Genomic DNA, 19,298 nt, shown 5'->3' with positions numbered 1-19,298 from the left:
CGATCTCGCCCGCGCAGGAAAGCGCAAGCCCGTACTGGCCCGCGCGGAGCGGGCGCACGCACCGGCACGCCCGCCGTCCCTCCGGCATCAATCGATTCGCGGCAACTGCTCGAACTGGTGATAGGGCGGGGGGCTGGACAGCGTCCATTCCAGCGTGGTGGCGCCCTCGCCCCACGGATTGTCCCCTGCCTTCCGGCCCGCAAACAGCGACCAGACGACGTTGACGAAGAAGATCACCATGCCAACCGCCATGATCTCATAGCCGTGGCTGGCGAGCGTGTTCCACTCGGCGAAGGAATCGGGATAATCCGGGATACGCCGCGGCATTCCCTGCATCCCCAGGAAATGCATCGGAAAGAACAGCAGGTTCACGCCGACGAAGAATATCCAGAAATGCAGCTGCCCCAGCAGCTCGTTATACATGCGCCCCGACATTTTCGGGAACCAGTAATAGAAGCCGGCGAAGAGGCTGAACACCGCGCCCAGGCTCAGCACATAGTGGAAGTGCGCCACCACATAATAGCCGTCGTGAAAGTAATTATCCACGCCGCCATTGGCCAGCAGCACACCCGTCACTCCGCCCACCGTGAACATGAAGATGAAGCCCAGAGCCCACAACATCGGCGTGCGGAACGATAAAGACCCCTCCCACATGGTCGCGATCCAGGAGAAGATCTTGATGCCGGTAGGTATCGCGATCACCATCGTGGCGGCGGTGAAATACATCTTGGTATAGACGCTCAGGCCGGTGGTGAACATGTGGTGCGCCCACACGATGAAGCCGACCACGCCGATCCCGACCATGGCATAGGCCATGCCGAGATAGCCGAAGACCGGCTTGCGGCTGAACGTCGCCACCACATGGCTGATGATGCCGAAGCCGGGCAGGATCATGATGTAGACTTCGGGATGGCCGAAGAACCAGAACAGATGCTGGTACAGCACCGGATCGCCGCCGCCGCTGGCGTCGTAGAACGTGGTGCCGAAATTGCGGTCGGTCAGCAGCATGGTGATGGCGGCGGCCAGGACCGGCAGGGACAGCAGAAGCAGGAACGCCGTCACCAAGACGGACCAGGCGAATAGCGGCATCTTGTGCAGGGTCATGCCCGGCGCGCGCATGTTGAGGATGGTGGTGATGAAGTTGATCGCACCCAGGATGGAGGATGCGCCGGCAAGGTGCAGTGCCAGGATCGCCATGTCTACCGCCGGCCCGGTCGATCCGCTGGTGGACAGCGGCGCATAGGCCGTCCAGCCGATGCCCGCGCCGGGCCCGGTGCCGCCCGACACGAACGCCGATCCCAGCAGCAGGATGAAAGCCGGCACGATCAGCCAGAAGCTGACATTGTTCATGCGGGGGAATGCCATGTCGGGCGCACCGATCATGATCGGCACGAACCAGTTGCCGAACCCGCCGATCATCGCCGGCATCACCATGAAGAACACCATGATCAGCCCATGCGCGGTGATCAGCACGTTCCAAAGGTGATAGGCCTGATCGACCGTGCCCGGCCCGTGCAGCAATTCATACCAGTGGCCCAGATACTGGATCCCGGGATGCGCCAGCTCCGCCCGCATCAGCCCGGAAATCCCGCCCCCGATCAGCCCCGCGAAGATGGCGAAGATCAGGTAGAGCGTGCCGATGTCCTTGTGGTTGGTGGACATGAACCAGCGCGCGAAAAAGGCCGGCTTGTGATCGGCATGATGATGCGCGTGGCCATGGTCAGCCTGGAAGTGGCTGGGGTGGGCGGCGGTATCGGTCATGGTCTTTGGGCCTTCAGTTCTGCGCGACGGCAGGCTGGGGGTCGATGTTCGGCTTGGCGACGGTGCCGGGCAGGGCCGGGTCGGTCGAAACCGGAGCGTTGGCTGCCTTGCTGCCGGCGGTGGCCGGGGAAGAAGGGCTGGTCGCGTCCGGATTGGCCGGCGGTCTGGTGCCCGGCATGGTGCCGCCCTTGAACGCCACCCATTGCGCGAACCGCGCGGGCGGCACCACCTCCACCGCGATCGGCATGAAGGCATGGCGCGCACCGCACAATTCCGAACATTGGCCGAAATAGACGCCGGGACGGTCGATCCTGAACCAGGTTTCGTTCAACCGGCCGGGCACGGCATCCATCTTCACCCATGCCGCCGGGAGCGCGAAGGAGTGGATCACGTCGGCCGAGGTGGTGATCAGCTTCACCGTCGCGCCCGCCGGCACCACCATCCGTTCGTCCACCGCCAGCAAGCGCGGCCCGTCGGCGTCGGTGCGGAACCGCTTGCCGTTGGCATCCGCCCGCTCCGGCAGCATGTTGGACACGATCTCGAAGTCGCCATTGTCCGGATATTGGTAGGTCCAATACCATTGGTTGCCGACCACCTTTACGGTCAGGTCGGCCTTGGGCGGCGAATATTGGTGCGCCAGCAGCCGGATCGACGGCACGGCGATCGCCACCAGGATCAGCACCGGCAGCAAAGTCCACACGATCTCGATCACCGTATGGTGGTGCGTCCGCGATGGCGTGGGATTGGCGGCGGCGCGATAGCGCAGGATCACCCACAGCAGCAGCGCCAGCACGAAGACGGAGATGATCCCCATCATCGGCATCAGCCAGTAATCGTGAAATCGCCGCGCTTCATGCCCGATCGGGCTTTCCTGCGGCTGGAGGGCGACACGGTCGGTCGGCTGGCCGATGCCGGGCGTGGGGGCAAGGTGCGGAATGTCGGCCGGCTTGGCGGCGACCACCGGAGGGGGCGGCGTCGACACGGGGGCGCCGGAATTGGGCGTGCCGGCATTGAGGGGGGCGGCCGGCGACACCGGCGCCTGGGCGGCGACGGCCGGGATCGCCGCCACGGCAACTCCCATCATCACGGCGAGCAGCGAGCCTCGTATCGACTTCAACACTCGATCGCTCCCCAGCTGACGTCATTATTGTCTGGCGGACCGGTGCGGTTATTGGCCCGCCGATCTTGGGTGAACACCGGTTCGGGGCGAAATGCAAGCTGTTGAAGGGCTGCGCTTGCGGGTCTATCGGCAGCGGGACTTGAACTGTTGGGACGATGCGCGCGATGACCGATGACGAGGTGCTGGCTGAATTTCGCGCCGCCGCGGCATTGCTGGAAGGGCATTTCATCCTGTCCTCCGGCCTGCGCAGCTCGCGCTACCTCCAGTGCGCCCGTGTCCTGATGAACCCCGCGCGCGCCGCCCGGCTGGCCGATGCGCTGGCCGCCAGCATCCCGGGTGAGATCAGGGACAGGCTGCGGGCAGTGGTGTCGCCGGCCATGGGCGGGGTGATCGCCGGCCACGAAATGGGTCGCGCCCTCGGCCTGGACGCCATGTTCGTGGAACGGCCGACCGGCACGTTCGAACTGCGCCGCGGCTTTGCGCTGGAACCCGGGCAGACGGTGCTGCTGATGGAGGACGTGGTCACCACCGGCCTGTCCTCGCGCGAGGCGATCAAGGCGGTGGAGGCCGCCGGCGGCACGGTGATCGCCGCCGCCGCCCTGGTGGATCGCTCCAACGGCACCGCCGACCTCGGCGTGCCCTTCTTTCCCCTGATCCGGCTGGACGTGCCGACTTACGCGGCCGATGCCTTGCCGCCCGAACTGGCCGCGATCCCCGCGATCAAGCCGGGGAGCCGGGTGGCGGCCTGATGCTGCGGCTGGGCGTCAACATCGACCATGTCGCGACCGTGCGCAACGCGCGCGGGGTCGGCTATCCCGATCCGCTGCGCGCCGCTCTGATCGCGCAGGGGGCGGGGGCGGACGGCATCACCGCCCACCTGCGCGAGGATCGTCGCCACATCAGCGACGACGACATTGCGCGGCTGAGCGAGGCGCTGAATATTCCCCTCAACCTGGAGATGGCGGCGACGGACGAGATGCGCGCCATCGCGCTGCGCCACCGGCCGCATGCCGCCTGCATCGTGCCCGAACGGCGCGAGGAGCTGACCACGGAGGGCGGGCTGGATGCCTCCGGGCAGCATGACCGGCTGGCTCCGCTGGTGCGCGAACTGGGGGCGGCGGGTATCCGGGTCAGCCTGTTCATTGAACCCGCCCCCCGTCAGATCGCGGCGGCGATCAGTCTCGGCGCGCCGGTGGTGGAACTCCACACCGGCCACTATTGCGAGCTGGACGGCGCCGCGCGTGAGGCCGAACTGAAGCGGATCGCCGATGCGGCGGCGCTCGCCGCCAAGAACGGGATCGAGGTCCATGCCGGCCACGGCCTGACCTATGACAATGTCGCGCCGATCGCCGCCATCCCGCAACTTGCCGAGCTCAATATCGGCCACTTCCTGATCGGCGAGGCGATCTTCGTCGGGCTGGACGAAGCGGTGCGGCGGATGCGCCACGCCATGGATGCGGCGCGGTGATCGTCGGCCTGGGCTCCGACCTCTGCAATATCGAGCGGATCCAGAACTCGCTCGACCGGTTCGGCCAGCATTTCGTCGACCGCGTCTTCACCGATGTGGAGCGCGCCAAGGCAGAACGGCGGACGCTGACCCGCGCCGCCACCTATGCCAAGAGGTTCGCCGCCAAGGAGGCTTTCTCCAAGGCGATCGGCACCGGTTTCTCCCAGGGCGTGTTCCTGAAGGACATCGGCGTCGTCAACCTGCCCTCCGGCGCGCCCACGCTGGCATTGGGCGGGGGAGCGAAGGCCAGGCTTGACGCATTGACGCCGCCGGGCCACGCGATGGACATTCATGTGACGCTCACCGACGACCACCCATGGGCGCAGGCGTTCGTGATCTTGTACGCCCGTAAGCTTTGAACAGGACCAGACGTTTGAGCGACAGCCGACCCGATCTTGCCGCGACTCGGGCCAAGCCCGCCAAGACTCCGCAGGCCACCGACTGGTGGGCGGAAATACGCGGCTTTCTCTGGCTGATCCTGGCCGTGCTGGCGGTGTGGAGCTTTGTCGCCAAGCCCTTCTACATTCCGTCGGAATCGATGATGCCCACGCTGATCAAGGGCGATCGGCTGGTGGTGACCAAATATCCCTACGGCTGGTCCTACGTCTCGCCGTCGCCGTTCCACGTTTTGCCGTTCATCCACGGTCGCCTGTTCGGCCGGATGCCGGAGCGGGGCGACGTGGTGATCGTCAAGCCGCCGGAGTCGGACGCGGACTATATCAAGCGCGTGATCGGGATGCCGGGCGACCGGATTGCGGTGCGCGAAGGTGTGGTCTTTCTCAACGGGTCGCCGGTGACGCGGGTGCAGATCTCGCCGGCGATGCTGCCGGTGGACGACAATGTTCCGTGCAGCAGCGACAATGAAGCGCCGTTCCGCACCGCCGGGCCGGACGGCAAGCTGTATTGCGCGCTGCCGCGTTTCCGGGAAACCCTGCCCAACGGGGTCAGCTACAACACCATCGACCTCGGCTATCGCCCGGGCAGCCCGGACGATTTCGAGGAGACGGAGGTGCCGGTCGGCCACGTCTTTCTGATGGGCGACAATCGCGACGAATCCGCCGACAGCCGCGTGTCTTCCTACCAGATGGGGCTGGGCGGGCCGGTGCCGTGGGAAAATCTCGGCGGGCGGGCCGAGTTCATCACCTTCTCCTATGACGGCTCGACCAGCTACTTCAATCCGCTGACCTGGTTCACCGCGCTGCGTGGCGGCCGCGCCGGCACCAGTCTGCACCCCCACAAGGACTCGCAATGACGCCGCCGCCAGCAGGCCGCAAGGAGCAGCCCGGCCCGGCCGACTTCACCGATCCACTGACCCAGCGTGAGGTGCTGCGTGCCGGGGTTTGGATCGGCATGGCCGCGGCGGTGGTGGCTTTGTGGTTCCTGGCGCAGCCCTTGCTGCTGATCGTCGGCGGGCTGGTGTTCGCGGCGATCCTGGACGGGGGCACGCGCCTGCTCGGCCGCATCCTGCCGATCCGGCGCGGCTGGCGGTTGGCGATCGTCACCATCGCCGGCTTCGCCTTTCTCGTCTGGACCTTTTATTACGCCGGGGCGACCATCGCGGCGCAGGCGGAAACGCTGCGGGTGGTGGTGCAGAACCAGCTCAACGGCCTGCTCGCCTGGGGGCGTTCGGTCGGCATCGTCACCGGCGAAAACCAGATGGCGGATCTCGGCCGCCAGGTAATGGGCTCGCTCGGTCGCCTGACCTCCGCCGTCGGCAGCGCGCTGGGCGCGGTGTCCAGCCTGGCGATGATCCTGGTGATCGGCATCTTCGTGGCGATCGAGCCGCGCCTGTACGAGCGCGGATTCGGCTGGATGCTGCCGCTGGATCGGCGCGACGCTTTCTACGCCACGTCCAAGCGGATGGGGCATACGTTGCGCCTGCTGATGTTCGGCCGCCTGCTCGGCATGGCGGTGGAGGGGCTGTTCACCGGCCTGTTCGCCTGGGTGGCGGGCGTGCCGATGGCGGCGCTGATCGGCCTCATCACCGGCCTGATGGCGTTCCTGCCCAATATCGGCGCGATCGTTTCCGGCGTGCTGCTGGTGCTGGTCGGCTTTTCGGCCGGGTTCAACACCGGCATCTGGGCGATCGTGATCTATGTGGCGGTGCAGACCATCGACGGCTACCTGATCGTGCCGATGGTGGCGAAGCGTTCGGTGGACCTCGCCCCTGCGCTGGTGCTGGGGGCGCAGCTGCTGCTGGGGGCCCTGTTCGGCATCCTCGGTTTGGCTCTGGCCGATCCGATCGTGGCGATGATCAAGGTGCTGCTGGAGGAAAAGAGCGAGCTTGCCGCCGAGGAAGCCGGCGTAGCCTGATCCTGGCCCTCGGGGGGGGGGGGGCGGCGCGGCCAAGCCTAGCGTTCTGCCCGCCCGCGTCTTATCTTGCGCGCATGGCCCTTCCCCGTCCCGCCAAGCCTGCCGCCCTGATGGCCGATGTTCGCGCCTTTTTCGCGGGCGAACAGCGGCACAAGCTGCTGATCGCGATGCTGGCGGTGATCATGCCCGCCCTGATCGTCTATCTGTTCGTGCTGGACGCGCGCAGCGGCATCCTGCCGACCGGTCCGCAGATCACCTATGTGTCCGACTGGACCGATGCGCGCACCGATGGCGAGATCATCGCCCAGCAGAAGGTCGACCAGAAGATCAAAGACAAGGCCGACGCCGAAAAGCGGGCCGCGTATCAGCGTCTCGCCAAGCAGCTCGGCATTGAGTGACCCTGCACGCTGGATGGCCGCCGCACTGGCGCTGAGCGAGCGCGGGCGCGGCCGTACCACGCCCAATCCCAATGTCGGCTGCCTGATCGTCAAGGACGAGCAGGTCGTCGGCCAAGGCTGGACCCAGCCCGGCGGCCGTCCCCATGCCGAGGCGATGGCGCTGCAACAGGCCGGACCGGCCGCGCACGATGCCACCGTCTATGTCACGCTGGAGCCGTGCGCGCACCGTGGCCCGCGTGGGCCCGCCTGCGCCGACCTGCTCGTCGCCGCTCGGCCGAAGCGCGTTGTTGCCGCTTTGACCGACCCCGACCTCCGCACCGCCGGCCAGGGCTTCGCCCGCCTGCGCGCCGCCGGAATCGCGGTGGTGGAAAACCTGTTGGCCGACCGTGCGCGCGAGGTGATGGCAGGCTTCCTCACCCGCCAGGCGCTCGGCCGGCCGCACGTGACGCTGAAGCTCGCCACCTCGCTCGACGGCATGATCGCGCGGGCCGATGGCGAGAGCCGCTGGATCACCGGCCCGGCCGCCCGCGCGCACACGCATCTGGAACGCAGCCGCCATGACGCGATCCTGGTCGGCCGGGGGACGTGGGAGGCGGACCAGCCCCAACTCGACGTGCGCCTGCCCGGGCTGGAGGACCACTCTCCCCGCATCGTCATCCTCTCGTCTTCCCTGCCTTTCCCGCCCCCGTCATCCCTGCGCAGGCGGGGATCCATCTCTCTCCCGACCAGCGATGCCGCTGGGGATAAGGCGGATGGAGCCATGCCTGCGCAGGAGCGACAGATCACGGTTCTGCGTGCGCCTCGCGACATCAACGACCTCGGCGGCGTCGACCACCTGTTCGTGGAGGGCGGGGCCCGTACCGCCGCCGCCTTCGTGGCCGCCGACCTGGTCGACCGCCTCCTCCTCTATCGCGCGCCCATCCTGATCGGCCATGGCAAGCCCGCTCTGGCCGACATCGACCTCCACCGCCTGGCCGACGCGCATGATCGCTGGCGTTTGGCGGATACCCGGATGCTTGGCATCGACCGGCTCGAAGTCTACGAGCGCCAGCGGAGCTGACATGTTTACAGGTATCATCACCGACATCGGCCGTATCACCGGCGTGGAGCAAAGGGGCGACCTGCGCCTGCGCATCGGCACGGCCTTCGACACCGCCAGCATCGACCTGGGGGCTTCCATCGCCTGTTCGGGCGTGTGCCTGACCGTGGTGGACAAGGGCGCGGGCTGGTTCGCGGTGGACGTATCCGCCGAAACCCTGTCCCGCACCGCCGGCACGTGGGAGCAGGACACCCCGCTCAACCTGGAACGCGCGCTGCGGGTCGGCGACGAACTGGGCGGCCATATCGTCACCGGCCATGTCGATGGCGTGGCCACCGTGACCGGCATCCGTCCGCAGGGCGACTCGCACTGGATCGGCTTTTCGGCCGCGCGCACCCTCGGCGCCTATATTGCGCCCAAGGGATCGATCACGATCGACGGCGTGTCCCTGACCGTGAACGAGGTCAGCGACGATGCCGACGGCACCACCCGTTTCGCGGTCAACATCATCCCGCACACGGCGGAGATGACCACGCTCGGCGCGCTGGTCGAGGGCGCGCAGGTCAATGTCGAGATCGACGTGCTGGCCCGCTATCTCGGCCGCATGGAGCAGCTTCGGCATGTCCTCCCGGCCTGAACTGACGCGCCTGCGCCACGCCTTCCTCTCCAGCCCGGAGGAGGTGATCGAGGAAGCCCGCAACGGCCGCATGTACATCCTGGTCGATGACGAGGACCGGGAGAATGAGGGCGACCTGGTCATTCCGGCGCAGATGGCGACGCCCGAGCGGATCAACTTCATGGCGCGCCATGGCCGCGGGCTGATCTGCCTCGCCATGACGCGCGAGCGGGTCGATGCGCTGGGGTTGCCGCTGATGAGCCGCAACAATGGCACCCGGCACGAAACTGCCTTCACCGTGTCGATCGAGGCCAAGGAGGGTGTCACCACCGGCATTTCCGCCGCCGACCGCGCGAGGACCATCGCCGTCGCGATCGACGCCGCGCAGGGTTCGGACGCGATCGTGTCGCCCGGCCATGTCTTCCCACTGGTCGCGCGCGATGGCGGGGTGCTGGTGCGCGCGGGCCATACGGAGGCTGCGGTGGATGTCGCGCGGCTGGCCGGCCTCAATCCCTCCGGCGTGATCTGCGAGATCATGAACGAGGACGGGACGATGGCCCGGCTGGACGACCTGGTCGGCTTCGCCCAGCGCCACGCGCTCAAGATCGGCACGATCCGCGACCTGATCGCCCATCGCCGCCGCCACGACCATCTGGTCGAACGGCGCGCGGAAACGCGCTTCACCAGCCGCTGGGGCGGCGACTGGCGGGCGATCACCTTCTACAACAAGGCTACCGGCGACGAGCAGATCGCCTTGGTCAAGGGAAAGGTCGATCCGGCCCGCCCGACACTGGTGCGGATGCACGGCCAGGCGCTGTTCGCCGACATGTTCGGGGAAGTATGCCCGCGCGGCAGTTTGCTGTCGGGGGCGATGGAGATGATCGGGCGCGAAGGGGCGGGCGTGATCGTGGTGCTCAATCGCCCGATGACCGGCGGGCTGTTGAGCCAGGTGGTGGCCGCGCATGGCGGCCGGGGGGAGAGCGATCCCGAGGAGTTGCGCGATTACGGCGTGGGCGCGCAGATCCTGGCCGAACTCGGCATCCAGGACATGATCCTGCTGACCAATTCGCATCACACATTGGTGGCGCTCGACGGTTATGGCCTGTCCATCGTCGGCGAGCGGCCGATCCCACCCGCACATGAGGATATTTGATGGCCCGTTTCCTGATCGTCGAAGCGCGTTTCTATGCGCACCTGAACGACATGCTGCTCGACGGCGCGCGGGACGCGTTGGAGCAGGCGGGCCATACGCATGAGACGATCGCCGTGCCGGGTGCGCTGGAGATTCCGGCGGCCGTGGCGCTCGCGGCGGAAACGGGGCGGTATGACGGCTTCGTGGCGCTGGGCGTGGTGATCCGCGGCGAAACCTACCATTTCGAAGTGGTGTCGAACGAGAGTGCGCGCGGGCTGATGGCGCTGACCCTGGACGGGCTGCCGATCGGCAACGGCATCCTGACGGTGGAGGATGAGGCGCAGGCGCTGACCCGCGCGCGCCCGACCGAGAAGAACAAGGGCGGGGAGGCGGCTCTGGCGGCACTCGCCATGTTCGACCTCAAGCAGCAATTCGCCTGAGGGGGGCTCAGGCGGCGATCGCCTTGTCCAGCAGATAGGCGACGCCGTCATGCTCCCGCTGCAATTGCGTGCGCAGACGCGTGATCGCCTGCGTCGCGGCGGCCTTGTAGGTCGTCCAATTGTCGAGGATGGATACGACGCTCCATTCCATGATGTAGGCGCGATATTCCTCGCCTGACCGGATGCAGTCCGCCTTCATCCGCCGCGCCTTGCGGGCCCGGTCGTCAAAGCCGTGCTCGAACTGCACAAAGATCCGATTGTGCTTCATCAACTGATACTCGCGCAGCAACCGGGCAATTTCCCAACGCGTCTGGCCCATGGTGGCGATATCGGGCTCGCCCGCGGCATTGAGCGCGCGCTCCGCCCGATCGATCACCGCGTGGAGCCGCCGCTGCAAGGACAGGAACTGAATGTACACGTAAGCAACTCCGTACAGACCTCCCGTCTAGCGCCCGAAAGTTAACGAGGAGCGAGCGTCCGCAGAAATATCCCCCGAAATGAAGATGTTACATGCTGCACCCGCACAATGGGCCTGCGGAGGCAAGGGCCGATATGGAGCGATCAGGCGGCCAGCCGCGCCCGTGCGTCGTCATTGGCGGGCATGTGGGCCAGTCCGCCGTCATGCGCCAGCTGGGTGAACACGCCGCCCAGCGCCACCAGTTCGTCGAAGCTGCCCTGCTCCACGATCCGGCCCTGGTCGAGCACGATGATCCGGTCGGCCGAACGAATGGTGGACAGGCGATGCGCGATAACGAAGGTCGTGCGCCCGGCGCGCAGCCGGTCCAGGCTCTCCTGCAAGCGCGCCTCGGTAGCGACGTCCAGCGCGGAGGTAGCTTCATCCAGCAGCAGGATCGGCGCATCCTTCAGGATGGCGCGGGCGATGGCGATGCGCTGACGCTCGCCGCCCGACAGGCCCTGTCCGCGATCGCCGACTGCGGCCGCGAAGCCGCCTTCCCTGCGCATGATGAAGTCGTAGGCGCCGGCCAGCCGGGCGGCATCCTCGATCTGCTCCATCGTGGCGTGCGGATTGCCCATCGCGATATTCTCCGCGATGGAGCGGTTGAACAGCCCCGCTTCCTGGAACACCACGCCGGTGGAAGCCCGCAGCGACGCCAGCGTCACCTCGCGGATATCCTGCCCATCGACCAGGATGCGGCCCGCTTCGGGGTCGTAGGCACGCTGGAACAGGCCCATGGCGGTGGACTTGCCCGATCCGGTCGGGCCGACGATGGCGACCGTCTGGCCGGGCTGCACTTCGAACGACAGGTCGCGCACCTTGCCCGACCCCTTGGGATAGCGGAACGACACGTCCTCGAACCGGACATGGCCGTGTTGGACCGTCAGCGGCTGCGCGCCGGCGACCTCCACGATATGCGATTCCTCGTCCAGCACGTCGAAGAATTGGCGCAGCGCGGGCAGGCGCTGGGCCATGCCGACGATGAATGCCGTCAATTGCTCGAGTCGCGCGATCAACAGGGTGGTGAAGCCCACGAACGTCACCACGTCGCCCACCGTCGCCAGGCCCTGCGCCGTCAGCGCAGCGCCGAAGCCGAAGATGGACACGATCGCGATGGAGGATGCCCCGCGCGTCAGCACCGCCGACACCGCCCACCAGTTCAGCACCGGATATTGCGAGTGGAGCAGATCATGCAGTGAGCTGCGGATCGAGCGCAACTCGCCCGGAACCGCCAGAAAGCTCTGCAGCACCGACACATTGCCGAACAGGTCGCCCAATTGGCCCGACAGATCGGTGAACTGATTCTCCACCTGCGCCTGGCCGGTCGAAGTGCGGCGCATCACCAGCACGTTGATCGCGGTGTAAGCGACCATCAGCGTGACCAGCACCAGCGCCAGCCGCCAGTTGGTCAGCGCCGCTACCGGCAGCAGCGCGCACAGGATCACGCCGTTGATGATCTGGTCGCGCAGCAACGGCAGCCACAGGCCGAACAAATTCTCGCAGCCCGAAATCATGATCCGCATCAGCCGGCCCGATCGTGCTTCGGTATGGAAGGCGGGCGGCAAGGCGAGCAGATGTTCCACGAAGCTCGACATGGCGGCCAGTCGGCGGCGATGCGCCATGCGGTCAGCGCCGAGCGAGATGACCATGCCTGCCAGGAAGCTGCACACGCTGATCGCGCACCAGGCCGCGATGAAGCGGAACGTGCTGGCGCCGGAGGTGAGGCCGTTCACCGCCTTGCCGAACAGCACCGGCTCGATCACCTGCAGCAGGGCGACCAGCGCGCCCGATCCAACCAAGGCCAGCGCCTTGCCGCGTTCGGGGCGGAGCAGGGCCATGCTGCGGAGGAACACATTGGATCGCACGCTTTCGGGACGGGCGCGGCGGTCGGCCATGACGCTTACTCACATTGTCGATGTGGGGGCGTCCCTCAGCCGCGTCGCACGCCGCCCGGGACAGGTGCGCCTCTAGGCCGGGAATAGTTAACGTAGACTTCACGGGCAGGGAAAAGACTGCAATCCGGCGTGCAATAAAGGCACCTGGAACATGCGGACCCGCGCCGTCCGACGCGGGTCCGCTCGGGTCTTACTGGCCGCCGGTGGTGGTCACCGTCGTCCGGGTGGTTTCAACCGCGCGCGGAGCGGAGCGGGTAGTGGTGGCCGTCCGCTTTACCGGCTTGCGCGGCTTGGCGGTCGCGGTGCGGGTCGGCGTTGCGACGGACTTGGTGGTTTCGGTGGTCACCGTCGTCACCGGCGGAGTGGAGGCCACGACGACCGGCGGCGCGGCGCGGGCGGCGGCGGCATCGGCCTGCGCCGTGCTGGCGGCGCGTTCGGCCGCATCCGCGCGGGCATTGGCGTCGGCCGCCTGCTGCTCGGCCGTGGCGACGCTGGCGGACTGTGCGGCGGCGGCATTGTCACGGCGCGCATTGGCGGTGCCGATCGCGCTGTCGGCGGCCTGCTGCGCACTGAGCGCGGCCTGGATCGCCTTCTGCTCGTGCCCGCTCTTCAGCTCTTCCTGGGCCAGCCGCAGCGCCGCCTGTGCGCGGGCATAGGTGTCGGGCGTGGCCTTGTCCGCGTCGATCCGCTGGGCGGCGTCGATCTTGCCCTGCGCTTCGGCGATGGCGGCGCGGGCGCGCTCCTCGTCGCCGGCCATCGCCGGAGTCGCGAGGGCAAGGGCGAGAGCTGCGGCAACGCCACCGGAGATGAACGACAGATTACGCATAGAAACTCCTGCACTAACAAGCCGCGACCAAACGGCCTGCCCAAGTACAGGTTCCTTGTTATGCGACGACCCGCCTGCGTTAACCCTATTCCTCGCCCATGCGCAAAGCAGCGATAAACGCCTCCTGCGGGATGCTGACCGAACCATATTCGCGCATCCTTTTCTTGCCTTCCTTCTGCTTTTCCAGAAGCTTGCGCTTGCGGGTCGCATCGCCGCCATAGCATTTGGCGGTCACGTCCTTGCGCAGCGCCGCGATCGTCTCGCGCGCGATCACCTTGCCGCCGATCGCCGCCTGGATCGGGATCTTGAACATGTGGCGCGGGATCAGGTCCTTCAGCCGCTCGCACATGCCGCGCCCGCGCGTCTCGGCGGCGGCGCGGTGGACGATCATGCTGAGCGCATCGACGGGTTCGTCGTTCACCAGGATCTGCATCTTGACCAGGTCGCCCTCGCGATACCCGATCTGGTGATAGTCGAAGCTGGCATAGCCGCGGCTGATCGACTTCAGTCGATCGTAGAAATCGAACACGACTTCGTTGAGCGGCAGCTCGTACTTCAGCTGCGCGCGCCCGCCGACATAGGTCAGGTCCTTCTGGATGCCGCGCCGGTCCTGGCACAGCTTCAGGATCGCACCCAGGAATTCGTCGGGAACGTAGATGGTCGCCTCGATCCACGGCTCCTCGATGGTCTCGATCCGGTTGGGATCGGGCATGTCGGCCGGGTTGTGCAACTCGATCGTGTGCGCATCCTCGGTCTTCGAGTGCGTCAGGTGGATGTGGTACACCACCGACGGCGCGGTGGTGATCAGGTCCAGATCATATTCACGCGTCAGCCGCTCCTGGATGATCTCCAGGTGGAGCAGGCCCAGAAAGCCGCAGCGGAAGCCGAAGCCCAACGCCGCCGACGTCTCCATCTCGAACGAGAAGCTGGCGTCGTTCAGGCGCAGCTTGCTGATCGATTCGCGCAGTTTCTCGAAGTCGTTGGCGTCTGTCGGGAACAGGCCGCAGAACACGACCGGCTGCACTTCCTTGAAGCCCGCCAGCGCGGTCGTCGCGGGATTGCGCACGGTGGTCATGGTGTCGCCCACCATGGCGAGGCCGACATCCTTGATCTGCGCGGTGACGAAGCCGATCTCGCCCGGGCCCAGTTCGGCCACCGTCTCGATCTTGGGGCGGAAGCAGCCGACCCGGTCGATCAGATGCTCGGTCCCGCCGGCCATCAGCTTCACCTGCAGGCCCTTGCGGATCACGCCGTTGATGACGCGGACGAGGATGACGACGCCCAGATACGGGTCGTACCAGCTGTCGACCAGCATCGCTTCCAGCGGCTTGTCGGCGTCGCCCTTGGGCGCAGGGATTCGCTCCACCACCGCGTCCAGTATCTCGTCGATGCCGATGCTCGCCTTGGCGGAGGCGAGGATGGCGTTGGACGCGTCCAGGCCGATAATATCTTCGATCTCCGCCTTCACCTTGTCCGGTTCGGCGGCGGGCAGGTCGATCTTGTTGATGACCGGCACGATCTCATGGTCATGCTCGATCGACTGATAGACGTTGGCCAGCGTCTGCGCCTCCACCCCCTGCGCCGCGTCCACCACCAGCAGCGCGCCTTCGCACGCGGCCAGGCTGCGGCTCACCTCATAGGCGAAGTCGACGTGACCCGGCGTGTCCATCAGGTTGAGGACGTGGCCCTTCCATTCCAGGCGCACGGTCTGCGCCTTGATGGTGATGCCGCGTTCCTTCTCGATGTCCATGTTGTCGAGCACCTGGGCCGACATTTCGCGATCGGTCAGGCCGCCGGTGCGCTGGATCAGGCGGTCGGCGAGCGTCGACTTGCCATGGTCGATATGCGCGATGATGGAAAAGTTGCGGATCTTGTCGAGGGGAGTCATGTCGCCTGCCGCCTAGCAGGCGGAAGGCACGGCGCAAAGCGGCACGTCATGGCCGTGTCCGATCCCCGGACCCGTGCGACGTGGGCCCCCGCCGCGATGGCGGGGGCGACGGCATCATTCCGGATTGAAGCCTGTGGATGCGGCCGGGGTGTTGCGCGCGGCCAGCTCGGCACGCAGCGCGGTCACTTCGTCGCGCGCTGCGGCGGCCATCGCCTTCACCGCCTCGAACTCCTCGCGGCTGACGAAGTCGGCGCCGCCGATCCACTCCTTGATCTTCTCGCGCGCGCCGGACTCGGCCTCGCGGGTCATGCCTGCGACCGTGCCGGCAAAGCCGTTGGCCATCTTCACGAAGTCTTCGAAGATCTTGTTGTCGCTCTGCATCGGTCGGGCACTCCAAGGGTGTGTTAGCGGGATAGATGGGTGGATGCGGGCGCAATGCAACCGGATCGGCGCGCACGCCGGCGAATTCGCCCGTCGTGGCGGCGGTCAGGGTGTCGCGCCCTGCCTTTCCGCACCGATCAGGAATTCCACATTGCCTTCCGGGCCGGTGATCGGGCTGCGTTCGATCCCCGCGACGCGCCAGCCTTGGCCTTCAAGCCACGCGGCCACCTCCGCGCAGACGCGTTCGTGCACGGCGGGGTCGCGCACCACGCCGCCCTTGCCGACCTCCTCCCGCCCCGCCTCGAACTGCGGCTTGATCAAAGCGGCGAGGCGCGCGTCCGGCTTGGCGAAGGACAAGGGGCGCTCCAGCACCTTGGCCAGCCCGATGAAGCTCGCGTCGCACACGATCAGGTCGACGGGCTCGGGGATATGCGCGTCCGTCAGGATGCGGGCGCTGGTCTGTTCCAGCACTACCACGCGCGGGTCCTGCCGCAATTTCCAGGCAAGCTGGTTGGTGCCGCTGTCGACCGCATAGCCGCGCGCGGCGCCCCGGCTGAGCAGCACGTCGGTGAACCCCCCGGTCGAGCTGCCGACATCGATCGCGACCGCGCCCGTCACGTCCCACCCGAAATGGGCCAAGGCATGGTCCAGCTTGATGCCCCCGCGCGACACCCAGGGATGGTCGCGCCCGCGCACCTCCAGCGGCGCGTCGGCGTTCAGCTGTTCACCGGCCTTGGCGATCTTGCGCTCGCCCGAAAAGGCCAGCCCGGCCAGGATCAGGGCCTGGGCGCGGGTGCGGCTTTCGGCCAGGCCGCGATCCACGAGCAACTGGTCGGCGCGTGCCTTGGCCATCAGTGGCGGTCGGTCGCGAAGGAGGCGAGGCGGTAGGTCATTGCAGCCCGTAATAGTCTGCCACCCGGTCGAGCGCCATCAGCAGCACGAGCTTGCCCGCGCGCTTGGGCCAGCCGAGCGCCGCCTCCGCCGCCTCCAGCCCGTCGCCCGAACAGACCACGCGCCACAGGATGTCGCCCATGCCCGTCCCGGCGGCGGCGATCGCGCCTTCGAACCGGCGCTTGGCGGCGATGCCCGCCAGCGTGGGGTCGAGCGGCGCGTCCGGCCCGGCCCGGCGGGTGGAGGCGGGCGCCGCGTCCCACCGCATCGTCACCCGCGCGCCCAGCCCCGCCATGGTGAAATCGCCGCGCAGCCGTTCGCCCGCGTCGAACTGGCGCTGTTCGATCAGCCCGCGCGCGTGCAGCCAGCCGAGCGGGCTTTCCATCACGTTCACCGTCACGCTGCGGCGGGGGCGGCGGGGCAGGGTGGATGCGTCGGCGGGCTCGGGCAAAGCGCGCTCCGCCAGCAATCGCGCGGGCCGCGCCGTCCACCGGATTCGCGCGCGTCCCATGTCGGTCAGGGCCAGCCCGTCGTCATCCTCCCGCAGCAGGGCCGCGCGCGACAAGTCTCCGATCAGGCTCGGCGGCGCACGCAGCGCCCCCGCCCGCCAGCCGTCGCTCTTCAGCCGAAAGACGCGACCGTCCGCCAGCGCCTCCAGGATTTTCAGTCCATGCCCGCTCAGCTGATCCGGGTGCGTGCCCTGTAGTCCCCCTGCGCGGTCGCCTGCCTGTCCGTTCAGTTTCGCCATCGCCCTCTTGTCCCCGTTCCGAGTCGAACAGGGTGTGCCAGACGAATTCCGACATTGGAACAAATAAAGAACAAACCTACGTGCCGCGTCAGCGCGACGCCACCACCAGCGGCTGTTTGTCAGGAAAGCGTCCTTCGGCGGTGATGCCCAGGTCGATTACGCACATCGTTCGATATTCGGGGTGGGTGCCGCACGACACGCCCGCGAAGCGCAGCTCGGGCGAGAACAGCACCGATCGGTGGCCGCGATCGGGCACGCCGTCATCCACGATCAGCTGGCGCACGACGTCGGCCGGATCGATCGAGCCATAGGCGATCACCTCCGCCACATAGGCTCCGCCGCCGCGCCGCTCGACCCGGTCGCCGGGGGAGGAGCCGTCCTCGCCGCCATGGCCGGTGCTGCCGCTCTCTGCCTGCTCGGCCACATGGTCCGCCGCCGCCGTGCGCAGCAGGCCCGCCGTGCGCACCGGATCGAGCGGGCGCTGCCGATCGAGGAATGCGATCGTCTCGTTGACCACGCCGACGCCTTCCTCCGTCTGGATCGCGGCCTTCAGCCCCGGCATGTAGATCAGCTTGTCGTGGAAAAAGGCGCGGTAGCCGCGCAGCCGTTCCAGATAGGCGGCGGGGTTGCTGCGCGCGGCATTCAGCTCCGCCAGCACCGCCTGCTCATACGGCGTTTCCGCCGCCGCCGGCGCGGCTGCCCCCGCCGCCAGCAGCATGCCGCAAAGCAGGATCAGCACTGTTTGGAGCCGGTTCGTCATGGGCTCGCCCAATGCCCGTGTGGCGGTTATCGCTGGTCTAAATGCCTTGGTTAACGATGTTTAACGCCCTGATCGCGAACCCGGAGCGCTTCTATTAAGAATAGTTTTTGCGGACTGTCGCGTTTAAGCCACGGGTTAACCTTGTAAGAACCAAGCTTTCATCGTAGCTGGGCCGTGGGGAAAACAATCCACATCCGGAACAAACTCCTTGTTCGGGGTTACTGTCCGGGTGGATTTGGCATGTGAGTAGGACATGCGGGTAGTACGAGTTTTTGTAGCACTATCATTGTGTTTGAACGCACCGATCTATGCTCCGGCAGGGGCGATCGTGGTCGCGCCCGCGCCTCTTGCCGGGGCAGGCGGGCAGACGTCGCTGCTGGATTGCACCGAGTCGACCTATCATGCGTCGCCCAGGCCGCTGCCCGTACGGGAACCGGTTCGCCGGCGTAGCGCCAGTGCCCGGCCCAAGCCGCGGCCGCATGGCCCGCATGCGCCGACTCGGCTCGCCGCCAGGCGCCCGGCGGCCAAGCAGCTTGCCGCCCGCACGCCGGTGGCCAAGAAGCCGGTGCAGACCGCCCATGCCGCGCCGCTCAAGCGCAAGGTGCTGGCCCATCGCTCCACGCCGATCCGCAAGCGCCTGCCGATCGCATCCCGGCCGACGCAGTTGGCGCAGGCCGACATGCCGGTGCTGCGGCGCCTGACCTATGCCAGCCCGATCTGCACCACCCGGCTGGCCTCGCTCGATCTGGGCGACATTCCGCTGGTGGACGCCATCAATGCGCCCACCGCGCCGGTGATCTCCGGCGTGCCCGACGGCCCGTTCCGCCGCATAACTGACGGCTTCGCGCCGCGCGCGCCACGTGTGCCGGCCTTGCTGCCCCCGCCCGGCTTCCCCGGCACCTATGTGCCCCCGCTTGGCGGAGGGGGCGGGTTTCCGGGCGGCCCGGGCGGCTCGAACACGCCTGGCAATCCCGGAACGCCCGGCAATCCTGACACGCCGCCGATCGTGATCCCTGTGCCGGAGCCGTCGAGCTGGGCGCTGATGCTGGGTGGGTTCATGCTGGTCGGCTATGCCCTGCGCCGGCGGCGCGGCAGCTGGGCGACCGTCAAGGCCTGATCCTCAAGG

Annotated in this window: 21 protein-coding genes; 11 read left to right on the top strand and 10 right to left on the bottom strand. The window is 67.3% G+C overall.

Annotated elements, in window-relative coordinates:
• Positions 1-87: 87 nt before the first annotated feature.
• Together ctaD and coxB are read right to left on the bottom strand one after the other, a co-directional pair.
• On the bottom strand, positions 88-1,761 hold the full coding sequence (gene ctaD, locus Q0D93_RS06010; RefSeq protein ID WP_294392045.1) for a cytochrome c oxidase subunit I: 1,674 nt from the start codon (positions 1,759-1,761) through the stop codon (positions 88-90).
• A gap of 13 nt (positions 1,762-1,774) precedes the next feature.
• A complete protein-coding gene (gene coxB, locus Q0D93_RS06005; RefSeq protein ID WP_294392044.1) occupies positions 1,775-2,878 on the bottom strand; it encodes a cytochrome c oxidase subunit II in 1,104 nt (367 codons plus the stop codon).
• A 167-nt stretch (positions 2,879-3,045) separates the two neighbouring features.
• On the opposite strand from coxB, the gene pyrE reads away from it, so the two are divergent.
• The 10 genes from pyrE (at position 3,046) to ribH (ending at position 10,326) form a co-directional block, all read left to right on the top strand.
• A complete protein-coding gene (gene pyrE, locus Q0D93_RS06000; RefSeq protein WP_294392043.1) occupies positions 3,046-3,630 on the top strand; it encodes an orotate phosphoribosyltransferase in 585 nt (194 codons plus the stop codon).
• Positions 3,630-4,349: a pyridoxine 5'-phosphate synthase gene (locus Q0D93_RS05995; RefSeq protein ID WP_294392042.1), complete on the top strand. Its 720-nt coding sequence runs from the start codon at positions 3,630-3,632 to the stop codon at positions 4,347-4,349. Before pyrE ends, Q0D93_RS05995 begins: the two co-directional genes overlap by 1 nt.
• Entirely contained in the window at positions 4,346-4,747 is a 402-nt protein-coding gene (gene acpS, locus Q0D93_RS05990; RefSeq protein WP_294392041.1) for a holo-ACP synthase, read from the top strand. Before Q0D93_RS05995 ends, acpS begins: the two co-directional genes overlap by 4 nt.
• A 14-nt stretch (positions 4,748-4,761) precedes the next feature.
• Positions 4,762-5,640, top strand: a complete 879-nt coding sequence (gene lepB, locus Q0D93_RS05985) for a signal peptidase I (protein WP_294392040.1) — start codon at positions 4,762-4,764, stop codon at positions 5,638-5,640.
• Positions 5,637-6,701 (top strand): AI-2E family transporter, encoded by a 1,065-nt coding sequence (locus tag Q0D93_RS05980; protein WP_294392039.1) that lies wholly within the window; start codon positions 5,637-5,639, stop codon positions 6,699-6,701. The genes lepB and Q0D93_RS05980 overlap by 4 nt, the downstream gene beginning before the upstream one ends.
• 74 nt (positions 6,702-6,775) lie before the next feature.
• A complete protein-coding gene (locus Q0D93_RS05975) occupies positions 6,776-7,099 on the top strand; it encodes a hypothetical protein (RefSeq protein WP_294392038.1) in 324 nt (107 codons plus the stop codon).
• Between the two features lie 13 nt (positions 7,100-7,112).
• Positions 7,113-8,159, top strand: coding sequence for a bifunctional diaminohydroxyphosphoribosylaminopyrimidine deaminase/5-amino-6-(5-phosphoribosylamino)uracil reductase RibD (ribD, locus tag Q0D93_RS05970; RefSeq protein WP_294392112.1), 1,047 nt, complete (start codon positions 7,113-7,115; stop codon positions 8,157-8,159).
• Position 8,160: 1 nt separating this feature from the next.
• Entirely contained in the window at positions 8,161-8,775 is a 615-nt protein-coding gene (locus Q0D93_RS05965; protein WP_294392037.1) for a riboflavin synthase, read from the top strand.
• On the top strand, positions 8,759-9,907 hold the full coding sequence (gene ribB, locus Q0D93_RS05960; RefSeq protein ID WP_294392036.1) for a 3,4-dihydroxy-2-butanone-4-phosphate synthase: 1,149 nt from the start codon (positions 8,759-8,761) through the stop codon (positions 9,905-9,907). The genes Q0D93_RS05965 and ribB overlap by 17 nt, the downstream gene beginning before the upstream one ends.
• Positions 9,907-10,326, top strand: coding sequence for a 6,7-dimethyl-8-ribityllumazine synthase (gene ribH / locus Q0D93_RS05955; RefSeq protein WP_294392035.1), 420 nt, complete (start codon positions 9,907-9,909; stop codon positions 10,324-10,326). The genes ribB and ribH overlap by 1 nt, the downstream gene beginning before the upstream one ends.
• A gap of 7 nt (positions 10,327-10,333) precedes the next feature.
• Here the strand turns inward: ribH and Q0D93_RS05950 are convergent, their stop codons facing one another.
• The 8 genes from Q0D93_RS05950 to Q0D93_RS05915 form a co-directional block, all read right to left on the bottom strand.
• Complete coding sequence (locus tag Q0D93_RS05950; protein WP_294392034.1) at positions 10,334-10,744, bottom strand: hypothetical protein; 411 nt, start codon at positions 10,742-10,744, stop codon at positions 10,334-10,336.
• Between the two features lie 143 nt (positions 10,745-10,887).
• Positions 10,888-12,678: an ATP-binding cassette domain-containing protein gene (locus tag Q0D93_RS05945; protein WP_294392033.1), complete on the bottom strand. Its 1,791-nt coding sequence runs from the start codon at positions 12,676-12,678 to the stop codon at positions 10,888-10,890.
• A 190-nt stretch (positions 12,679-12,868) separates the two neighbouring features.
• A complete protein-coding gene (locus Q0D93_RS05940) occupies positions 12,869-13,504 on the bottom strand; it encodes a hypothetical protein (protein WP_294392032.1) in 636 nt (211 codons plus the stop codon).
• 85 nt (positions 13,505-13,589) lie between these two features.
• A complete protein-coding gene (lepA, locus tag Q0D93_RS05935) occupies positions 13,590-15,392 on the bottom strand; it encodes a translation elongation factor 4 (protein ID WP_294392031.1) in 1,803 nt (600 codons plus the stop codon).
• A 114-nt stretch (positions 15,393-15,506) separates the two neighbouring features.
• On the bottom strand, positions 15,507-15,773 hold the full coding sequence (locus Q0D93_RS05930; RefSeq protein WP_294392030.1) for an accessory factor UbiK family protein: 267 nt from the start codon (positions 15,771-15,773) through the stop codon (positions 15,507-15,509).
• Positions 15,774-15,878: 105 nt separating this feature from the next.
• A complete protein-coding gene (locus tag Q0D93_RS05925; RefSeq protein ID WP_294392029.1) occupies positions 15,879-16,625 on the bottom strand; it encodes a TlyA family RNA methyltransferase in 747 nt (248 codons plus the stop codon).
• Positions 16,626-16,662: 37 nt separating this feature from the next.
• Complete coding sequence (locus Q0D93_RS14865; RefSeq protein ID WP_366510254.1) at positions 16,663-17,412, bottom strand: DUF6456 domain-containing protein; 750 nt, start codon at positions 17,410-17,412, stop codon at positions 16,663-16,665.
• 88 nt (positions 17,413-17,500) lie between these two features.
• Positions 17,501-18,172: a CAP domain-containing protein gene (locus tag Q0D93_RS05915; RefSeq protein WP_294392028.1), complete on the bottom strand. Its 672-nt coding sequence runs from the start codon at positions 18,170-18,172 to the stop codon at positions 17,501-17,503.
• Between the two features lie 292 nt (positions 18,173-18,464).
• Between Q0D93_RS05915 and Q0D93_RS05910 the strand changes: the two genes are divergently transcribed.
• Positions 18,465-19,289, top strand: a complete 825-nt coding sequence (locus Q0D93_RS05910; protein ID WP_294392027.1) for a PEPxxWA-CTERM sorting domain-containing protein — start codon at positions 18,465-18,467, stop codon at positions 19,287-19,289.
• The last annotated feature ends 9 nt before the right edge of the window (positions 19,290-19,298 follow it).

Origin of the sequence: uncultured Sphingomonas sp., from assembly GCF_934560975.1 — a bacterium.
In the GTDB taxonomy this organism is placed as follows: domain Bacteria; phylum Pseudomonadota; class Alphaproteobacteria; order Sphingomonadales; family Sphingomonadaceae; genus Sphingomonas_I.
Note: the sequence above shows the minus strand (reverse complement) of the source record. Positions and strands in the feature narration are given on the sequence as shown.